The organism is Acidaminococcus sp. (assembly GCF_057597765.1).
Genome location: NZ_DBMBXK010000020.1, coordinates 1 through 19,487 on the forward strand (window position 1 = coordinate 1; position 19,487 = coordinate 19,487).

Here is a 19,487-nt window from a genome sequence, read left to right on the forward strand (position 1 = left end):
GTCTGAACTGAGAAGAGCCGCTATCCGGCAGCAAAATATGGCGGCAGCATAGTGTTTTGAATACCTAAAGGAAATTTACACACAAATATGGACTTGACTGCAACTGTCCAATATACCATATACTTCCGTATAATTAGATATATAGTAGTATAGCAAAAGAATGGACCGTCTGCAACTCAAATTCAACAAATTTGAAAACCAGGTGAATTTTAATCGAGAATTGATGATTTTTAGGTGTATTTTGTTGCTTTTTTCACCAGGGAGGGGAAGTTTTCCATCTGCTTTTATTGTACAAAAAACAGTGGGTAAAAATCCTCCCTGAATAGGATTCAGCCAAAAATTTTTGCCCAGAACCCCCGTTTTTTCCGTGGGGGCTCGTGAGGCGGGTCGGGGTAGAACACCTTCCCCTGGGTCAGGAGCCGGCTGTGGCCATCGCAGGAGGCCAGGAAATCCGTCCCCCCGGCCAGGGCAAGGACGGCTTCCCGGGCCTTCCGGGTGTCGGGATTCCGCCAGTCGGTCCGATGGGCATCGCTGCCCAGGAAGTGGATCATCCCCCGGTCCAAGAGCCAATGGACGCTGCGGAGGGCGGATTCTCCGAAATCCCCGGTGAAGCTGCCCCAGTTGCTCTGGAGCAGGATCCCCTTCTCCACCCACTGGCGGACCGCATCGGGATGGGACATAATGTGCCGGTACCGTTCCGGATGGGCCAGGATGGGCAGATAGCCCCGAAGCTGGAGCTGGTACAGCAGGTTCCAGGTTTCCAGGGGAGCGGCGGTGGGCAGCAGTTCCACCAGAAGGTAGGCGGTGCCGGCCAGGCAGTAGGCTTTGCTTACCCCGGGTCCGGGAAGGTAGTTGAGGGTGTCTGCATCCAGGCTCACCTCGGCCCCTGGATGGAGGCGGATGGGGATCCGGGCCTCGTCCGCAGCCTGCTGGAGCTGGGACAGCCGTTCCGTGATGGTATCCCAGTCCGGGCAGATGCCATGGCGGTGGAAATGGGGGGTGGCAAAAAGCTCCCCGGTCCCCGCCTCCGCCGCCTGGCGCAGCATGGCCAGGGACATGGAAAGGTCCCGGGAACCGTCGTCCCCGGGGATGTTGTACAGGATGTGAGAGTGAAGATCGAACATGGTTGATACCTCGTTACAGGTCTGCTGCCCTGCAGCAGACCCTTAATTTTTCGTCCAGGTTCTGGGATAGAACAGGATCAGCATGGGCAGCAGTTCCAGTCTGCCGGCCAGCATGTCAAAGATCAGGATCAGTTTGGACAAGTGGCTGTATGCATAGAAGTTCCGGGTGGGGCCTACTCCGGCCAGGCCGGGACCGATGTTGTTCAAGGTGGCGGCCACGGCGGTGAAGTTGGTCTCAAAATTGAACCCGTCCAGGCTGACGGCCAGTACGGACAGAAAGAAGATCAGGAAATAGGTGGTAAGGAAGATGTAGATGGAATTGAGCATTTTGCTGTCCACGGTCTTCCCGTCCATACGCATCCGCTGGACCCCATGGGGATGGAGCACCTGGCCCAGTTCCAGGAAGATGGATTTGCAGGTGAGCACCACCCGGCTTACCTTCACCCCGCCGCCGGTGCTGCCGGCGCAGGCCCCCACAATCATCAAAAGGACCAGGATGCATTTGGAGAAGCTGGGCCACAGGTCGAAATCCACGCTGCTGTAGCCGGTGGTGGTCATGATGCTCCCCACCTGGAAGAAGGCGGCCCGGAGGGCTTCCTCCAGGGTCTCGAACCGGTCCCGGATCTGCCAGGCAATGGCCAGGCCGGAGGCCAGGATGATGCCAAGGTAAGCCCGGACTTCTTCCATGGCAAAGGCTTCCTTGAAGCGGGTGATCAGGAACAGATAATAGAAGCCGAAGTTCACCCCGAAGGCGATCATGAACAGGGTGATGATCCACTGCTGGATGGGGGTGTAGCTGGCGCAGCTGTCATTGATGATGCCGAAGCCCCCGGTGCCGGCGGTGCCGAAGGTGATGCACAGGTTATGGAACCAGTTCATGCCGGTAAGGGCCAGCAGGGCGATCATAATGAGGGTCATACCCAGGTAGATCTTGTAGAGCACAATGGCGGTGTTCCGCACCCGGGGCACGAATTTGGACACGTCCGGGCCCGGGCTTTCCGCCTTCATCAGGTTCATCTGGGTGCCGCCCCTATTTGTGGGGATCAGCATCAGGATGAACACCAGCACCCCCATGCCCCCGATCCAGTGGGAAAAGCTCCGCCAGAACAGGGAGGTATGGGACAGGGCCTCCACATCGCTGAGGATGGAGGATCCGGTGGTGGTGAACCCGGAAACGATTTCAAACACTGCATCCACATAGCAGGGGATCTCTCCGGTGAGCACAAAGGGAATGGCTCCGTAGAGGCTCAGGAGGACCCAGGACAGGCCCACGGCCACGAACCCTTCCCGCTGGTAGATGGCCTTGTTTTTCACCTTCCGCCGGCCGGTAAAGTACCCCAGGGCAATGGCCAGGATGGCCAGGGCGAAATAGATCATTCCCTGGTCTTCCCGATAAATGAGGGAAATGATGCAGGGCAGCAGCATCAGGGCCCCCTCGGTACAGAGGATCCAGCTGAGCACCTGCCCGATCACAGGATAATTCATACAGCTCCGTCTCCTTTATTCCAGGATGTTTTCCATATCGTGGAAGCCCAGATGGGTGGTGACCACGATCACCGTATCCCCCACCTGGAAGGCGTCCTGGCCACCGGGAATGATCAGCTTCCCTTCCCGGACGATGCCGGCGATCAGCACGTTCTTCTTGATCTTCATTTCCGCCAGTTTGGGCCCAATCAAAGGAGATTTTTTGTCCAGGAGAAATTCCAGGGCCTCCACCCGTCCGTTCATGAGCCGGTACAGGGTTTCCACGTTGGATTCCATGCTGTTGCCGGCAGCCCGGACATACTGGACGATCTGCTGGGCAGTAAGCTGTTTGGGGTTGACGATGCTGTCCAGCTGGAGCCCTTCGATCACGTCCCCGAAGTCCACATGGTTCACCTTGGTAACCACTTTCTTGGTCACATGCTTCATGGCATACAGGGACAGGATGGCGTTCACTTCGTCCATGCCGGTGCAGGCCACGAAGCCGTCCATGCTTTCCAGATGCTCTTCCTTCAGCAGTTCTTCTTCGGTGCCGTCCCCGCAATCGATGGTGGCCCCGGGCAGGGCTTCCACCAGTTCTTCGCACCGGGCCATATCCCGTTCGATGATGGTCACGTCCGTGTGGCTCTTCAGGAGCATTTTGGCCAGGTAATAGCTGAGCTGGCCGCCCCCTACGATCATCACGTTTTTGCATTTGTTGGTGCGGACGCCGATTTTCTTGAAGAAGGCCTGGGCATCCCGGGGCATGGCGATGATGGTCAGGATGTCCCCTTCCTGGATCACCGTGTTCCCGTCCGGGACCAGGATGTTGCTGTTCCGTTCGATGATGCACACCAGGACGTTCTCAGTCAGGTCGGCAATGTCCTTCAGGGACCGGCCGATGAGCACGGAAGACTGGGGTACCCGGAACCGGAGCATGTCGATCCGGTCTTTGGCGAAGCTGACGATCTCAATGGCGGAGGGAAAGTTCAGCAGCCGGGAGATTTCCTTGGCGGCTTCCATTTCCGGATTGATGGTCATGGACAGGTTCAGGCCCTTCTGGAGGTAGTGGCGTTCGTCGGAATAATGGGGGCTGCGGACCCGGGCGATGGTGTGGCACTGGTGGTTGTTCAGTTTGGCAATGACGCAGGTAAGCAGGTTCACCTCGTCGCTTTCGGTGACGGCAATGAGCATGTCCGTATGTTCCAAGTCCGCTTTGGCCAGGATGTTGAAACTGGAACCGTTGCCTACGATCCCCATTACATCGTAATTGGTGGAAATGTTCCGGATGATGGTGGGGTTGGTGTCGATGACGGTAACGTTGTTGTCTTCCTGGGTGAGCTGGGAAATGATGCTCCGCCCCACTTTGCCGCACCCTACAACTATGATTTGCATGATTGAACTCCTTTTGTAAGGGGCTGGCGCCCCTGGTCTCGGGTCTCGGGTCCTCGAGTCTCGGGCCCCTGGACAGAACTTGTCCTTCGTCCAAGTTCTTATGAGCGTATAAAAACCGTAGGGGCCTCACGCTGGGAGGCCCGCTAAATCCAGAAACGCTGCTGCGTTTGGCTGAGAACAGATTTCCCTCCGGGAGGCCGGAACGGGCTTGCCTTTGGCGAGCCCCTACGGGCGTTGGGGTCAGACCATCGGCAAACTGTCCCAACAACCGCTCGCAACGGCGTAGGGGCGTGCCACAGGCCCGCCCTTCCCCGGCCGCCCGGAGGGCCCTTTGTTAATATCCTCTACTATACACCAGCCGCCGAAAAAAATCCACAGTTTTGTTACATTCCATACAATATCTTCTATAACTTTTTTCTTTTTTTCCGGCTGTTCCGGGCTTTGGTCCGGGGCTGTACCGGGGGCCGGACGGGCTGGAGCCGCTGTTCCACCCCTTTGGCCAGCATCAGGCCCAGGACCCCGGTGGCCAATTGCAGGGGCAGGAACAGGGCCAGGGTTTTGGCAACGGCCCCCCAGGGCAGCTGAAGCAGATGGAGAGCCCCCACCATGCCGATGCCCAGGACCAGGGTCTTCCCCAGAGGGGCCCCCAGGTACAGAGCCGGCCCCCGGGCGGCTCCCCGGGTCAGTTCCACATACATGCCGTTGCCCAGGGCGATCACCGGCACCACCGGGCCCAGGATGTGCCCCTGGAAAAAGGCGATTATGGCCAGCGCCCAGCAGATGGTCCAGGCCAGCACCCGGGTGGTGAACCGGCCAGCCAGCACCAGCGTGGCGTTCACCAGGGTTCCGATAAGCAGGGTCATCACCGGCACCGGCAAAGGCAGCACCAGCCGCAGCTGCTGACTGAGCACCCCAATGGCCAGAAGCAGGGCTCCCCGAACCAATAGACGGATGGAATGGGACAAAGTAATCGGCTCCTTTCAGGGTATGTGCAGATATTCTGAACTTATTGTAATCAGCCGGACGAAAAAAGGCAAGACGGACGGTGTTCAATAGTCGGAAGTCGGAAGTCTGGAGTCGGAAGCCTCTGGATAGAACCTGTCCCCTGGCCAGGTTCCTTTGAAGATGTAAAACCCTAGTGCTCACAAAATGAGGGTTGAGAATCCCGTTGGCGGTCATTATAATAGATAGGATAGATTCATTTCAATACTGCAGGGACCGATCCTGCGTACCCCATATTCCTGTAAACCTGCAAAGGAGCTTTCTGTGAAACAGCGCAATCTTGTATTCGACAACCTCCGGGGCATCTGCATGCTGGGGGTCATTGCCATCCATGTGGGGAGCATGGCGGTCAGCGACGCCGTGGCTTCCCCGTTTCTGGTGCTCATCACCAACATCCTGAGCCGCTACAGCGTACCGGCCTTCTTTTTCATCTCCGGCTACGGGCTGTTCTACAGCAAGCCTCTGGAGCAGCCCCTCCGGTATGGGAGCTTTGTGAAGAAACGGATGAAAAGCATCGGCCGTCCCTATCTGCTGGCGTCCCTGCTGTACCTGTGCTACTACGCCTTTTTGAACCGGGACATGAGCGTGCTGGATCCTTTCAACATCCTGTTTTCCCTGTTCTTCGGCACTGCCCAGTACCACATCTATTTCCTGGTAATCCTGATTTGGTTCTACCTGCTGTTCCCTCTGTGGCGGGCCCTGATGAGAGGAATGGAAAAAATCGGCTTGAAGCTGGCACTGCCTCTGCTCTTTGCCGCCCAGGTGCTGCTGTTTGAGGGAAATTTCCGGTTCTGGACCTATCCGGAATGGATTGCTTCCAGCCCGGCCCTGCTGAATCTGTGCAATTACCGGCTGAACTATTTCCCGTTTTTCTATCTGTTCATCTTTATGCTGGGCGGGGTGATTGCCCGGCATTATGACAGCTTCCAGCAGCTGATCACCCGACAAAAGGCCCTGCTGACGGCGTTCTTTGCCGCCAGCGCCGGGCTCAACACCTGGCTTTTTTACCGGTGGACCTTCAAATGGCAGATGCCCTATGAAAGCACGGTAAACTACCTTCAGCAGTTGAGTCTGCCGGGGCTGGTCTACACCATTGCTTCCGTACTCTTTTTCAGCATGGTGATCCAAAGCGGCCGCTATCCTCTGAAAAAAGCCCTGAAGGGCATGAGCGATCGTTCCTTCATCATCTACCTGATCCACCCGGTGTTCATCGATCAGCTGGAAAATGTATTGAACCGGACCGTTGGGATGCAGCATGTTCCCATGGAAGCGTTCTATCTGGCAGTGCTGCTGCTGTCCTGGGGATGTGCGGAGATATGGCATCGGTGGAGACAGCGATAGTCGGGAGCTTCTGGACAGGAGCTGTTGCACATAAAAAATATATGTGCAACAGCCCTGTAGTCGGAAGTCAGAAGTCTGAAGTCGGAAGCCTCAGGACAGGACCCGCCTGGCTGGACGGGTCCTTTTGATTATATAAAACCAGAATCGAAATCAATCTGAGTGATCATTTCGTCTAAGGGTTCTGCATATTCAAAAATTTGCGTGCAAATTTTACATTCGGCTCCAGACTTCAGACTCCAGACTTGAGCCGCTACGCGGCTCTATAGCTAGGGGCTGTTGCACAGAACGTGCAACAGCCCCTTTATTTTTGTTTTAAACTTTCAATTAATCCAGTCAGGCATCTGCTTACTTCAACACACAGACTGCAGACTTTATCTCTTTTCTCCTTTGTCAGATACCCTCTGGCTTCACTGAGCAGAATTTGTGTATCCAATTCAGCACAGGAGCCTCTGGCAATCAGCAAAAAACGAATAAAATCCTTGTCACTGCTGCGTGCTCTTCCTTCTGCAATATTACTGGGAATAGAAACGGCTGCCCGTCTCATCTGATTGATCAAGCCAAGGTTTTCTTTTGATGGATAAGTTTCTGTAACGTCGTAAATGCAATTGGCCAGCTGCATACTTTTCTGCCATACAATCAGTTTTTTATGCAAATATTCCATATTGTAACTCCTGCTGCATCCCTTTATTCATTTTCTTTGGAATAATCGGGAGTTATGCAGACCTGGATGACCATATTAGTAGCAACCAGGTCTGCTTTCTCTCCACGATACTGGTTGACATCTTCAAAAAATTTGCCTGCAAATTTGTCCTGAGGTTTCCGACTTCAGACTCCCGACTTCCGACTGGTAAGCCCTGCACCGCAGGGCTTACTTCACATTAATCTTCCCCGCATACACACTCCCTGTGGTCACATCCAAAGTCACCAGGTCCCCGGTTTCCAGGGCTTCCATGGCTCCTTTGGCTCCTACGATCACCGGGATGCCGTAGTTGATGCCGATGATGGCAGCCGGGGAGGTGAAGCCGCCTTCTTCGGCAATGATGCCTCCGGCCTGGGCGGCACAGGTGCCCATTTCATTTTCCAGGGCGGCTACGGCCAGGATCATGCCCGGTTTGAACTGGTCCAGGTCTGCTTTCTTTTCCACCCGCAGGACAATGCCACTGGCGGCTTTCTTGCCGATGCCCTGGCCAGATACGATCTTCTGGCCTACATTGACCACCTGGATCAGGTTGGTGCTGCCCACTTTGCCCACGTTCATGCCGGCGGTGACCACCAGGGAATCCCCTTTCTTGATCAACCCTGCATCCAAGGCGTTCTTCAGGGACGCTTCGATCAGGGCATCGGTACTGGCTTTGTTTTCCCCTTTCAGGGGGGTCACGCCCCAGTACAGGTTCATCCGCCGCAGGCTTTCCTCTTTGGGAGAAACCCCCAGCACATGGGCTTTGGGACGGTATTTGGCCACCATACGGGCGGTGTAGCCGCTTTCGGTAATGGACATGATGGCGTTGGCTTCCAGTTCCTGGGCAATCTGGACGGTGGCGTGGCTGATGGCGTCGGTCATCTGGACCTGGGCCCCGATGCCCTTGTGCTGGAACACCCCTACATAGTCGATGGCTTCTTCCGTCCGTTTGGCGATCCGGGCCATGGTCTGGACGGCTTCCAGAGGATAAGCCCCGGAGGCGGTTTCCCCGCTGAGCATAATGGCGTCGGTGCCGTCAAAGATGGAGTTGGCAATATCGTTGGCTTCTGCCCGGGTGGCCCGGTAGTTGGTAATCATGCTTTCCAGCATCTGGGTGGCAGTGACCACCGGCTTGCCCAGGGCGTTGCATTTGGCAATGATCTGCTTCTGGACAATGGGCACGTCTTCCATGGGGATTTCCACCCCCAGGTCCCCACGGGCCACCATGACTCCATCCACCACCTGGAGGATTTCGTCGATGTTGTCCACCCCTTCCTGGTTTTCGATCTTGGCGATGATCCCCATGGGGGACCCCAGTTTTTCCAGGAGACGGCGGATTTCCATGGCGTCGTGGGCATTCCGGACAAAGGAGGCAGCCACATAGGTCATGCCGTGCTGGGCCGCAAAGGTAATGTCGGAAACATCCGCATCGGACAGGAAGGGCAGTTTCAGGAAGGCTCCGGGGACGGCCACCCGTTTCCGGGAGGAGATTTCCCCGCCGTTCACCACGAGGGTGTGGATTTCCCGGTCTGTGGTAGACTGGACTTCCAGGGACAGTTTCCCGTCGTTCAGGAGGATGGTGTCCCCCCGCTTCACTTCTTCCGGCAGGCCCTTATAGTTCACATGGGCCTTTTCCGCAGTCCCTTCCACATCGTCGATGGTCAGGGTGAATTCGTGGCCGGGCACCAGGGTGGTCTTGTCCCCCTTGAACAGCCCCAGGCGCATTTCCGGACCTTTGGTATCCGCCACATACCCTACCAGCCGGCCTGCTTCCTTTTCCGCTTCTTTCAGCAGGTTCAGCCGGGCTTCACATTCGCTGTGAGAGCCATGGGAGAAGTTGAACCGGGCCAGGTCCATGCCGGATTTGATCATATCCACCAGCAGGTCTTTTTTGTCGGTGGCCGGTCCCAGGGTGCAGATGATTTTCGTTTTCTTCATGAAATGTTCCCCCTCTGAAATATCCATGATGGTTCCGGGAAAAGCATCATGTACTTTTTCCAAAAAAAGTCCGGACTTGTAATAAGCCCGGACTTTTCAGTTCCGTTTGTAAAATTAGGATTCTTTGAAGGCTTTGATCTTTGCAGTCAGCAGAGGCAGAATCTTCAGAGCATCGCCAACGATACCATATTTGGAGATCTCGAACATAGGAGCGTCCGGATCCTTGTTGATGCAGACAATGGTATCGGATTTGCTCATGCCGGCTTTGTGCTGTACAGAACCGGAAATACCGCAGGCGAAGTAAATCTTCGGGGTAACGGTTTTACCGGACTGACCCACTTGCCGAGGATGTTCGATGAACCCTTCATCCACTGCAGCACGGCTGCCGCCTACGGCGCCGCCCAGTACATGGGCCAGGTCATACAGCAGGGAGAAGTTTTCTTTGGCTTTCATGCCGCGGCCGCCGGAGCATACGAACGGTGCATCGTCGATGGCCATTTCCCCTTCGCTGACCACTTCTTCTCTGCGGATGCAGGTTACCCGGTCATCCACATGGTTCTTCAGGGTGTAGTTGATTACTTCGCCGGTACGGGAAGCATCGGGTTCCATAGCCTTGAAGGTCTTGGGACGAACGGTACCCATCTGAGGACGATGTTCTTTGCACAGGATGGTAGCCATGATGTTACCACCGGCAGCAGGACGGGTCCATTCGATCAGGCCGTCTTCTTCAGCGTCCAGGATGGTGCAGTCTGCGCACAGACCAGTGTTCACCCGGGCAGCGATACGGGGCCCCAGGTCACGGCCGTCGTTGGTGGCACCGATGAATACAGCGGAGGGCTGGTAAGCATCGATCATTTCGCAGAAAGCATTGGTGTATTCGTCAGTGGAATAATATTTGAAAGCAGGATCCTGGCACACATAGACCAGATCAGCGCCCCGGGCAATCAGTTTGGACGGAACGTCTTTGGCATCGTCAGTGATTAGGACAGCAGCCAGTTTCTGGTTGCATTTGTCAGCCAGTTTCCGGCATTCACCCAGCAGTTCATATACAACATGGACAGGTTCGCCTTTGTAATGTTCAACATAGACCCATAAATCTTTTTCGTTACCGGTCTTTAAACCTTTCGTGTTAGCCATTTATACCCAACCTCACTTCGTAATAATCTTGTCTTCGATCAGTTTGTTAACCAACTTATCGACTGCAACAGCAGGATCTTCATCGTCGAAGATTTCGCCGTGTACCTGGGTCACTTTCGGAGTGAAGCTCTTCATAACCTGAGTCGGAGAGCCGGCCTTGCCGATGATGTCCAGAGGGATTTCCAGGGCAGCGGCGGTGTAAACAGGGATTTCAGCCTTTCTGGCTTTCATTTTGCCTCTGATGCTGGCAAAACGAAGATCCTTGCTGCGCATTACGGTTACTACGCAGGGCATCTTCATGGTGAAGGTCATGGACATCTGTTCGTTGTCTCTGTCAACCACGACGGTGTCATCTTTGACCTGAACCTTCAGAGCAGCGGTAACCTGGGGCAGATCCAGATGTTCAGCGATTTCAGGACCAACCTGGGCAGTATCCCCATCGATTGCCTGACGGCCGCAGAGGATCAGATCAGGAATGCCGAAATGTTTGATGGTGTTGGCCATGGCTGCGGAAGTAGCCAGGGTATCAGCACCGCCGAAAGCTCTGTCGCTGACCAGTTTGGCTTCATCAGCGCCAACAGCCAGGCAGTCTCTCAGGACGGATTCAGCATGGGGCGGTCCCATGGTGATGACAGTTACATGAGCACCCAGTTCGTCTTTCAGCTGCAGAGCCGTTTCCAGAGCATACTGGTCATAGGGGTTCATAATATTGGTTACACCATCTCTGACGAGGTTGTTGGTAACCGGATCGATCTTCATTTCAGCGGTATCCGGTACCTGTTTAACACATACAACGATGTTCATTACAAAGCGACCTCCTAAAAATCATATAGTTCAAAACCACACAGCCCCATTGTAACACGTGTGTTCCCGGTATGCAAGGGATTGCAGGAACTTGTCAGACTAGCCTTTCAAATTTTGTAAACTCCTGTATACAATCTGTATAGTATGATTTTCTCCATTTTACTCTTTAATTCTAAATTGACGAATAATTCTACGCAAGTTCTGTAACGGAAATTTCTACAGAATTGTGGGACAAATAATTGGGGATTTTCTGTGAATATAAGGGATTGCTTATGAAAAAGAGGGTGTTGCCCAGGCAACACCCTACAATTCCATACTACCCTTCCCCAGCACCCGCTCTATGGCCTCGGAGAAGCCAGGGGCATCCAGGTCCACCCAGAACCTGGGATTGGTACGGATGACCTTTTTGGTGTCTGCCACGTGGAGGTACACCGGGTTCTTTCCGTGGAAGGCGGCGAAGATCCCTTCCAGCTGCTGCTGAACGGCCTGGGTGTTCTTCCCTGGGCCGATATGGAGATGGACTTCTTTGGCCGCCTCCTGGAGGGGCTCCACTTTGTTGGCAAAGATCCGGGCCTGTTCCTCGTCCAGCTTCAAGACCCCCTGGACCATGACGATCCGGTCCTTGTCGATGTTGGCCCGGCTGGCGGCGTAAGCCCGGGGAAAGGCGATCACGTCCAGGCTGCCGGTCAGATCTTCCAGCACAAAGGAGGCCATCCGGTCCCCGTTCTTGGTGGACCGGATCCGGAGATCGGTGATGATGCCCCCTACGGCGATCCGTTCCCCGTCCTTGTAATTTTCCTCGCTGCACCGGATGAGCGGCGTCAGCCGCCGGAGGGCATTCCGGTAGGCATCCAGAGGGTGCCCGGTCACATAAAACCCGATCAGTTCCCGTTCCAGCCGGAGGATCTCCTCTTTGGGGATTTCCGGCAGGTTAGGGATAGGAATGGTGTTGGCACTGGCAATGTCCTCCTCCCCGAAAAGCCCCAGCTGGCCGGTGATCCGGTCCCGCTGTTCACTGGCCGCCGCTTCCAGGGCCGGGTCCATAATGGCCAGCAGCTGGCTCCGGCGCAGGCCGAATCCGTTCATGGAACCGCTTTTGATCAGGGCTTCCACCACCCGCTTGTTCACCTTGGACAGGTCAACCCGGCGGGTAAAATCGAAGAAGTCCTTGAAGAGCCCCCGTTTCGCCCGTTCCTCCAGGATCACGGACACGGCCGCATCCCCTACGCTTTTGATGGCCCCCAGGCCGAACCGGATGGTATGGCCGTCCACGGAGAACCCGGCTTCACTGGTATTGATGTCAGGAGGCAGCACCTGGATACCCATGTCCCGGCACACTCCGATGTACCAGCTGACCTTGTCCGCCACGGTGATGATGCTGTTCAGGAAGGCGGCCATGTATTCCACCGGGTAGTTGGCCTTCAGCCAGGCAGTCTCATAGGCCACCAGGGCATAGGCGGCGGAATGGGATTTGTTGAACCCGTAGCCGGCGAAGTGCTGCAGAAGGGCGAAGATCTTATCGCCCAGTTCCCGGCTGATGCCGTGGAGCTTCTGGGCTCCCTCCAGGAATTTTTCCTTCATGGAATCCAGGAGCTTGGCCTTCTTTTTCCCCATGGCCCGGCGGAGAATGTCTGCTTCCCCCAGGGTGAAGCCCCCCAGGGCGGATACGATCTGCATCACCTGTTCCTGGTACAGGATGACCCCGTAGGTATCCGCCACAATGGGCTCCATAAGCGGATGGAGCACCTGGGCGGTGCGTCTGCCGTGCCGGCCGGCAATGAAGTCTTCAGCCATGCCGCTGCCCAAGGGACCGGGCCGGTACAGGGCCACCAGGGGGATCAGGTCTTCGAAGCCTTCCGGGGCCAGCTGTTTCATAAGCCGGGTCATGCCGTCGCTTTCCATCTGGAACACCGCTGCTGTATCCCCGATACAGAGCATTTTGCAGGTTTTGGGATCGTGGAGGTCGATGTGCCGGATATCCACCTCCACCCCCTGGTTCCGTTTGATCATCTTCAGGGCATCGTCGATGACGGTCAGGGTCCGGAGACCCAGAAGATCCATCTTCAGCAGCCCCAGGCTTTCAGACCGGTCCTTGTCGTACTGGGTGCAGATGTATTCATGCTCGTCGTCGCTGCTGGAAGTGATCTGGAGGGGCACATAGTCCGTCAGTTCCCCCGGGGTGATCACCACTCCTGCCGCATGGGTGGAGGTGTGCCGGGGCATCCCTTCCACTTTCTGGGCAAAATCCAGCAGCTGGGCGATGTTGGGATCCTGGTCCCGGAGTTCCCGGAGCTCCCGGCTCCCTTCCAGGGCCCCTTTCAGGGTGGTGCCCGGGGTGTTGGGGATCAGTTTGTTCACCTGGTTCACCACGTTGAGAGGAATGTCCATGGCCCGGCCCACGTCCTTGATGGCGGCTTTGGCGGCCAGGGTCCCGAAGGTGATGATCTGGGCCACGTGGCTTTCCCCGTATTTCCGGGCCAGGTAGTCCACCACCAGGTGGCGCTTCACGTAGCAGATATCCGTATCGATATCGGGCATGCTCACCCGTTCCGGGTTCAGGAAACGTTCAAAGATCAGGTTGTACTTCAGCGGGTCGATGCTGGTGATGCCGGTAAGGTAGGCCACGATACTGCCGGCGGCGCTGCCTCTGCCTGGGCCCACCGGGATGTCGTGGCGGCGGCTGTAGTTGATGAAATCCCACACAATGAGGAAGTAACCGGAATAGCCCATCTGTTTGATGATTCCCAGTTCGTATTCCATCCGTTTCCGGGCGGTGCCGTCGTCATCCGGGTACCGGGAGGGAAAACCCTCTTCGCACAGTTTCCGCAGGTAGCCGTCCATGGTCTCCCCGGGAGGCAGAGGGAATTCCGGCAGGAGCAGATGGCCGAATTCCAGCTTCACATTGCAACGCCGGGCGATTTCCAGGGTGTTGTCCAGGGCTTCCTGGTCTTCCGGGAACAGGGCTTCCATCTCTTCCCGGCTCTTCAGGTAGTAGGAATCGTTGTTGAACCGCATCCGCTGAGGGTCCAGGTACCGGGCGTTGGTCTGGATGCACAGGAGGATGTCCTGGCCGGCGGCGTCTTCCTTGTGGATATAGTGAAGGTCGTTGGTGGCCACCAGCCGGATGTTGTGCTTTTTGGCCAGCCGGTGGAGTTCCTGGCGGACGGTGGCTTCTTCCGGAAGCCCGTGGTTCTGGATCTCCAGGAAATAGTTGTCCCGGCCGAAAATGTCCAGGTATTCCAGCATGGTCTTTTCGGCGGTTTCCAGTTCTCCCCGGAGGATGTGACGGGGCACTTCCCCGGCGATGCAGGCGGACAGGCAGATGAGCCCTTCGCTGTACTGGCGGAGCACCTCTTTATCGATCCGGGGCTTGTAGTAGAACCCTTCCACTTCCCCAATAGACACCAGCTTCATCAGGTTCTGGTAGCCGGTCTGGTTTTCCGCCAGAAGGATCAGATGGTACAGTTTGCTCCGGGTCTCCAGGCTTTTGTCCAGATGGGATCCGGAAGTGATGTACACTTCGCAGCCGATGATGGGTTTGATCCCGGCTTTCTCACATTCCTGATAGAATTCAATGACCCCGTACATGACCCCATGGTCCGTAATGGCCAGGGCCGGCATCCCCAGCTCCCTGGCATACTGGACCAGTTCCGGGATCCGGCAGGACCCATCCAGGAGGCTGTATTGGGTATGGGTATGTAAATGGACGAATTGGTTCATGGGTGCTCCTTTAAAAAAGGGGGCTGCGCTGCAGCCCCCGTCAATGGTCAATCGTCAATGACTTATCCTCTGATGGTATTCACTTCTCCCGGCAGATACATGGTCACTTCCGGGGAGACTTCGGTTTCTGTGGCTCCGATGGTGTAGGCTACGCCGGCCAGGTAGTCCTGAGCCCGTATCTTGTCCGGTTCCTGCAGGTCGTTGAGACACATAAGGAGGCCCTTGCCTTCCAGGATCAGCTTGCCGTAGGCAACGATTTCTTCCAGGCTGGCCGGTGTCCGCAGACACAGATCCAGGTTGGGCGTGTCCAGGAGCGTCAGTCCGGGATTCTCACTTTCCCCTGCCGGAGTTCTGGATGCAGAAGATCTGGACGATTTGAAACTGGCAAACATGAGCACATCCCTCCCTTCTTTGTATTTCTTTATTTTACACCAAAATGGAAGAGAAAGCAAAAAAGAGGGGCTGCTGCAAATGCAGCAGTCCCACTTTTTCTTATGCCCGTGCGTTCCGTGCTCTTTGACGGGAACGTTCCTGACGGGACAGGATCTTCTTTCTCATGCGGATGCTCTTGGGGGTGACTTCAACGGTTTCGTCGTCGTTGATGTGTTCCAGGGCCCCTTCCAGAGAGAAGGTCTGGGGCGGAACCAGACGGACGGCGTCGTCGCTCCCGGCGGCACGCATGTTGGATACGTGTTTCTTCTTGCAGGGGTTCACGTCCATATCGTCTTCCCGGCTGTTTTCGCCGACGATTTCCCCTTCGTACACTTCTTCACCAGGGTTCACGTACATGGTGCCTCTGGCCTGGCATTTATCAATGCCGTAAGCCGTGGTGGTACCGGCTTCGAAAGCCACCAGGCTGCCCCGGGTACGGCCCGGGATATCGCCCTTGTAGGCACCCCAGCCGGCGAACACGTGGTTCATGATCCCGTTGCCTTTGGTGTCGGTGAGGAACTGGTTCCGGAAACCGATCAGGCCCCGGGCAGGGATGATGAAGTCCATCCGCAGGTAGCCGGCCACTTCGGTCATGTTCTGGAGTTCAGCCTTCCGGATCCCCAGCCCTTCCATCACAGGGCCCATGAAATCCTGGGGCACTTCGATGGTCAGTGCTTCCATGGGTTCCAGCAGCTTGCCGTTTTCATCCCGGTGCATGATTACGGTAGGTTTCCCTACCTGGAGTTCGAACCCTTCCCGGCGCATGGCTTCGATGAGCACGGACAGATGCAGTTCCCCACGGCCGGACACCTTGAAGGTATCGGCGCTGTCGGTGTCTTCCACTTTCATGGAAACGTTGGTTTCCACTTCTTTGTACAGACGGTCACGGAGATGGCGGCTGGTGATGAAGTCACCTTCCTGGCCGGCAAAGGGGCTGTCGTTGACGGAGAAGGTCATGGACAGGGTGGGTTCGTCCACCTTGATCCCCTGGAGCTGTTCCGGGTTGTCCACATCGGCAATGGTGTCGCCGATTTCAGCAGTGCTCAGGCCGATCAGGGCAATGATGTCCCCGGCTTTGGCTTCAGGCACTTCCACCCGTTTCAGACCTTCGTAGGTGTACAGACGGCCGATCTTCTGGGTGGTGCGCTTGTCATCATGCATCAGGCACACGTTCTGGCCGTTCTTGATGGTGCCGCGGACCACACGGCCCACCACGATCCGGCCCACATAGTCATCGTGGTCCAGGGTGTTGACCAGCATCTGAAGCGGCGCATCCACATCCACGTCAGGAGCGGGGATGCTTTTGATGATGGTGCGGAACAGAGGTTCCAGGTTGTCGCTTTCGTCATCCATGGACAGCTTGGCAATGCCCTTCTTGGCGGAGGCATAGACCACCGGGAAATCCAGTTGGTCGTCGTTGGCGTTCAGTTCGATGAACAGGTCCAGGACTTCGTCCACCACTTCTTCCACCCGCTGATCCGGACGGTCGATTTTGTTGATGACCACCACCGGTTTCAGATGATGTTCCAGGGCTTTCCGCAGTACGTATTTGGTCTGGGGCATGGGACCTTCATAAGCGTCTACCAGCAGCAGTACGCCGTCCACCATGTTCAGCACCCGTTCCACTTCGCCGCCGAAGTCAGCATGGCCCGGAGTGTCCAGGATGTTGATCTTGCAGCCATCGTGCATAACGGAAGTATTCTTGGCCAGGATGGTGATCCCACGTTCTCTTTCCTGATCGTTGGAGTCCATGACCCGTTCCTGCACCTGCTGGTTGGCCCGGAATACACCGCTCTGCTTCAGCATGGCATCCACCAGGGTAGTCTTACCGTGGTCGACGTGAGCGATGATGGCAATGTTACGCAAATCATTTCTAATCATAAAAGCCCAATCCCCTCTTATTTCCAGATAAATCAAGAGGATGCTTGTCTGGAAGCATCCTCAAAGTAAACTGCATCATTTCGACTTTCCTATTATATTCTTTTCCCTTCTGGATGTCAAATACTGTCACAATGTTTTCATCACATCGTCAATGTATTTGCGGATCTTGTCCATCTTGGCCCGGATATCGGGGATCCGGCGGGGATCGTGGGTGATGAGCTGTTCCAGACGGCCCTTGTACACCAGATAATCCTTTTCGAAGTTCCGCAGGTAATCCCGCATGTTCTGGATGGCCGGTTCGCTGGTGATCACCTTGGTTTCCTCGATCCGCCAGTCGGTGCCGTCGATGATGGCGGAATCACCGAAGTTGGGGATGTAGGTGGCGCAGCCCAGTTCCGTATTCAGCAGGTGGGCAAAGGAGCTGGCGGCATCGTATTCCCCGTGGACCACGAAGAAGGCCTTGGGCTTTTCCTCCATACCCTTGTACAGGGCCAGCATCTGGTTCCGGTCCGCATGGGCGGAAAAACCGCTCAGGTTGTAGATCTTGGCCCCCACCACAATGTCTTCGCCCATGATCTTCACCTTTTTGACCCCGTCGATGAGCCGCCGGCCCAGGCTGCCTTCCGCCTGATACCCGGCAAAGATCACGGAAGAATCCTTCCGCCACAGGTTGTGTTTCAGATGGTGGAGCACACGGCCTGCATCGGCCATGCCGCTGGCGGAGATGATGATCATGGGGCTGGGCATGTCGTTGATGGCCTTGGATTCCGCCGCCGTCTCCGTGTACTTCACATTGGGCATGTCGATGAGTTTCCCCTTCTGCTGCCGGAAAATGGTCCGGGCTTCCTCATCATATTCTTCCGGGTTGAACTGCATCACCTGGGTGGCCTTGATGGCCATGGGGCTGTCCACCATAATGGGGACCACCGGCAGCTGGCCGCTGTGCATAAGTTTTTGGAAGTAGTAGAGCATCACCTGGGTACGGCCTACGGCAAAGGCGGGAATGATCACGTTGCCTCCCCGGCTGAGGGCTTCCTTCATCACGTCGCACAGTTCCTTTTCCCGGTCGATCTGTTCATGGAGCCGGTTCCCGTAGGTTGATTCGGTAATGATGAAATCGGCGCCGGAAATTTGATGAGGATCGTCCAGGATGGGCACATTGGGCTGGCCCACGTCCCCGGTGAAGATCAGCTTGGTCTTCTTCCCGTTCTCCTCGATCATCAGGTTCACCAGGGCGCTGCCCAAAATATGGCCGGCCACCCGGAACCGGAAGGTGATCCCCGGGTACAGTTCCACATCTTCATCATAGTCATGGGTAATGAAATGCTTCAGGGCCAGGTAGGCGTCGTCGGCGGTATACAGGGGTTCCACCACGGATTTCCCGGCCCGGAGACCTTTCCGGGTGGCGATTTCCGCATCGGATTCCTGGATGTGTCCGCAGTCAGGGAGCAGGATCTGGCACAGTTCTTCGGTAACCGGGGTGCAGTGGATGAACCCCTTGAACCCTTCCTTGATCAGTTTGGGCAGAAGGCCGCTGTGGTCGATATGGGCATGGCTGAGGATCACCGCGTCGATCTCTCCCGGGTTGAAGGAGAAGGGTTTCCGGTTCAGTTCCCGGATCAGCTTAGGTCCCTGGAACATGCCGCAGTCCAGCAGGATCTTCTTTCCGTTCACTTCCAGCAGGTGACAGGACCCGGTGACAATTTTGTCCGCTCCCAGGAAGGTGATTTTCATGAGGCGTCCCTCCTTTAGAAAAGTTTTCAAATTAATCCATCAGTTAAACTACCTATAGTATAACACGATGTGGTACAATAGTTCCATGGATTTACCAGAAAGGGTGTACATTATGAAAAAATCTCTGTTCTTTCCTTTATTATTTGTTTCTCTGCTGTCGGTTCCTTCCCTGCTTTTTGCCCAAGAAGAGAAAAAGGATTCGCCGAAAGCAGCAGTTACTGTTGCAAATGATACAAAGCAGCCTGCACCCTCCGGAAAAAAGACAGAGGAAGCCCTGCCCACCCCTCCTACGGAAGAAGCTGCGGCCTGGACCCTGGTGGGCAGCAACAGCAGCTATGATGTGTACTATGATTCCCGGAGTATCCAGTACGACGAAAAGACCGGGATCCTGACCATCTGGAACAAATGGGTGCGAAAAGGAGCCATGGGCACCGCCACCCGGACCATCCTGCTCCAGAGTAAATACGACGTGCGGCTGCGGGTGGTATCCGATCTGGTCCAGTACACCTACAACGGGCTGGGGAATGAAACGGGAAAGCAAAAAGTAGAAGACCAGTCCTGGTATCCATTGAGTCCCAATACGTTGGGGATGGAGCTGTGTGAAGCGCTGAAAGGGTATTTGCTGAATAATTGAAAGAAGGGGCTGTTGCAAACGCAACAGCCCCTTCTTTCTGTCAGCGAACCGCTGACACAAAAAAATTCCGCATCCATCAGATGCGGAATTTTCCTAACCGGCAACTCCCTATCCTCCCGGACCGTTTCCAGTCGAGTACTTTCGGCGTATAAGGGCTTAACTGCTGTGTTCGGCATGGGAACAGGTGGATCCCCTTAGCTATCGC

General features: G+C 55.7%; 14 protein-coding genes and 1 rRNA gene. 2 read left to right on the forward strand and 13 right to left on the reverse strand.

The genetic code is table 11. The features are described 5' to 3' along the window. Positions 1-329: 329 nt before the first annotated feature. From ACZOF8_RS09965 to ACZOF8_RS09980, 4 genes are all read right to left on the reverse strand, one after another. Positions 330-1,124 (reverse strand): tyrosine-protein phosphatase, encoded by a 795-nt coding sequence (locus tag ACZOF8_RS09965; protein WP_481143888.1) that lies wholly within the window; start codon positions 1,122-1,124, stop codon positions 330-332. Positions 1,125-1,166: 42 nt separating this feature from the next. Then, complete coding sequence (locus tag ACZOF8_RS09970; RefSeq protein ID WP_487426891.1) at positions 1,167-2,609, reverse strand: TrkH family potassium uptake protein; 1,443 nt, start codon at positions 2,607-2,609, stop codon at positions 1,167-1,169. A 15-nt stretch (positions 2,610-2,624) separates the two neighbouring features. Then, positions 2,625-3,980 (reverse strand): Trk system potassium transporter TrkA, encoded by a 1,356-nt coding sequence (gene trkA, locus ACZOF8_RS09975; RefSeq protein WP_154488620.1) that lies wholly within the window; start codon positions 3,978-3,980, stop codon positions 2,625-2,627. Between the two features lie 404 nt (positions 3,981-4,384). Then, a complete protein-coding gene (locus tag ACZOF8_RS09980; RefSeq protein WP_487426892.1) occupies positions 4,385-4,945 on the reverse strand; it encodes a hypothetical protein in 561 nt (186 codons plus the stop codon). A gap of 301 nt (positions 4,946-5,246) precedes the next feature. Here ACZOF8_RS09980 and ACZOF8_RS09985 point away from each other — a divergent pair, with 301 nt between their 5' ends. Next, on the forward strand, positions 5,247-6,323 hold the full coding sequence (locus ACZOF8_RS09985) for an acyltransferase (protein WP_288311609.1): 1,077 nt from the start codon (positions 5,247-5,249) through the stop codon (positions 6,321-6,323). A 301-nt stretch (positions 6,324-6,624) separates the two neighbouring features. Here ACZOF8_RS09985 and ACZOF8_RS09990 read toward each other — a convergent pair whose 3' ends face one another. The 8 genes from ACZOF8_RS09990 to ACZOF8_RS10025 form a co-directional block, all read right to left on the reverse strand. Further along, the gene (locus ACZOF8_RS09990) at positions 6,625-6,984 is read right to left on the reverse strand and encodes a four helix bundle protein (protein WP_154488622.1); all 360 of its coding nucleotides are present in this window, start codon (positions 6,982-6,984) and stop codon (positions 6,625-6,627) included. A 207-nt stretch (positions 6,985-7,191) separates the two neighbouring features. Next, positions 7,192-8,940 carry a pyruvate kinase gene (gene pyk / locus ACZOF8_RS09995; RefSeq protein WP_288311612.1) on the reverse strand — a complete coding sequence of 583 codons (1,749 nt, stop codon included), beginning with the start codon at positions 8,938-8,940 and terminating at the stop codon, positions 7,192-7,194. Between the two features lie 114 nt (positions 8,941-9,054). After that, a complete protein-coding gene (locus tag ACZOF8_RS10000) occupies positions 9,055-10,077 on the reverse strand; it encodes an electron transfer flavoprotein subunit alpha/FixB family protein (RefSeq protein ID WP_022487063.1) in 1,023 nt (340 codons plus the stop codon). A 12-nt stretch (positions 10,078-10,089) separates the two neighbouring features. Further along, positions 10,090-10,881, reverse strand: a complete 792-nt coding sequence (locus ACZOF8_RS10005) for an electron transfer flavoprotein subunit beta/FixA family protein (protein ID WP_022487064.1) — start codon at positions 10,879-10,881, stop codon at positions 10,090-10,092. A gap of 303 nt (positions 10,882-11,184) precedes the next feature. Continuing rightward, positions 11,185-14,601, reverse strand: coding sequence for a DNA polymerase III subunit alpha (locus tag ACZOF8_RS10010; RefSeq protein WP_487426895.1), 3,417 nt, complete (start codon positions 14,599-14,601; stop codon positions 11,185-11,187). Between the two features lie 62 nt (positions 14,602-14,663). Continuing rightward, entirely contained in the window at positions 14,664-14,993 is a 330-nt protein-coding gene (locus tag ACZOF8_RS10015; protein ID WP_279128416.1) for a cell division protein SepF, read from the reverse strand. Between the two features lie 100 nt (positions 14,994-15,093). Then, entirely contained in the window at positions 15,094-16,914 is a 1,821-nt protein-coding gene (gene typA, locus ACZOF8_RS10020) for a translational GTPase TypA (RefSeq protein ID WP_154488624.1), read from the reverse strand. A gap of 126 nt (positions 16,915-17,040) precedes the next feature. Beyond that, positions 17,041-18,648 carry an MBL fold metallo-hydrolase RNA specificity domain-containing protein gene (locus tag ACZOF8_RS10025; protein WP_487426896.1) on the reverse strand — a complete coding sequence of 536 codons (1,608 nt, stop codon included), beginning with the start codon at positions 18,646-18,648 and terminating at the stop codon, positions 17,041-17,043. 112 nt (positions 18,649-18,760) lie between these two features. On the opposite strand from ACZOF8_RS10025, the gene ACZOF8_RS10030 reads away from it, so the two are divergent. Beyond that, positions 18,761-19,282: a surface-adhesin E family protein gene (locus tag ACZOF8_RS10030; RefSeq protein WP_022487070.1), complete on the forward strand. Its 522-nt coding sequence runs from the start codon at positions 18,761-18,763 to the stop codon at positions 19,280-19,282. Positions 19,283-19,377: 95 nt separating this feature from the next. On the opposite strand, the gene rrf is transcribed toward ACZOF8_RS10030, so the two are convergent. Beyond that, positions 19,378-19,487: ribosomal RNA gene (gene rrf / locus ACZOF8_RS10035) — 5S ribosomal RNA — on the reverse strand; the annotation flags it as partial.

Excerpts from the sequence above, each read along its gene's own strand:
- ACZOF8_RS09965 (WP_481143888.1), bottom strand. The coding sequence starts at position 1,124 with ATGTTCGATCTTCACTCTCACATCCTGTACAACATCCCCGGGGACGAC.
- ACZOF8_RS09970 (WP_487426891.1), bottom strand. The coding sequence starts at position 2,609 with ATGAATTATCCTGTGATCGGGCAGGTGCTCAGCTGGATCCTCTGTACC.
- trkA (WP_154488620.1), bottom strand. The coding sequence starts at position 3,980 with ATGCAAATCATAGTTGTAGGGTGCGGCAAAGTGGGGCGGAGCATCATT.
- ACZOF8_RS09990 (WP_154488622.1), bottom strand. The coding sequence starts at position 6,984 with ATGGAATATTTGCATAAAAAACTGATTGTATGGCAGAAAAGTATGCAG.
- pyk (WP_288311612.1), bottom strand. The coding sequence starts at position 8,940 with ATGAAGAAAACGAAAATCATCTGCACCCTGGGACCGGCCACCGACAAA.
- ACZOF8_RS10000 (WP_022487063.1), bottom strand. The coding sequence starts at position 10,077 with ATGGCTAACACGAAAGGTTTAAAGACCGGTAACGAAAAAGATTTATGG.
- ACZOF8_RS10005 (WP_022487064.1), bottom strand. The coding sequence starts at position 10,881 with ATGAACATCGTTGTATGTGTTAAACAGGTACCGGATACCGCTGAAATG.
- ACZOF8_RS10010 (WP_487426895.1), bottom strand. The coding sequence starts at position 14,601 with ATGAACCAATTCGTCCATTTACATACCCATACCCAATACAGCCTCCTG.
- ACZOF8_RS10015 (WP_279128416.1), bottom strand. The coding sequence starts at position 14,993 with ATGTTTGCCAGTTTCAAATCGTCCAGATCTTCTGCATCCAGAACTCCG.
- typA (WP_154488624.1), bottom strand. The coding sequence starts at position 16,914 with ATGATTAGAAATGATTTGCGTAACATTGCCATCATCGCTCACGTCGAC.
- ACZOF8_RS10025 (WP_487426896.1), bottom strand. The coding sequence starts at position 18,648 with ATGAAAATCACCTTCCTGGGAGCGGACAAAATTGTCACCGGGTCCTGT.
- ACZOF8_RS10030 (WP_022487070.1), top strand. The coding sequence starts at position 18,761 with ATGAAAAAATCTCTGTTCTTTCCTTTATTATTTGTTTCTCTGCTGTCG.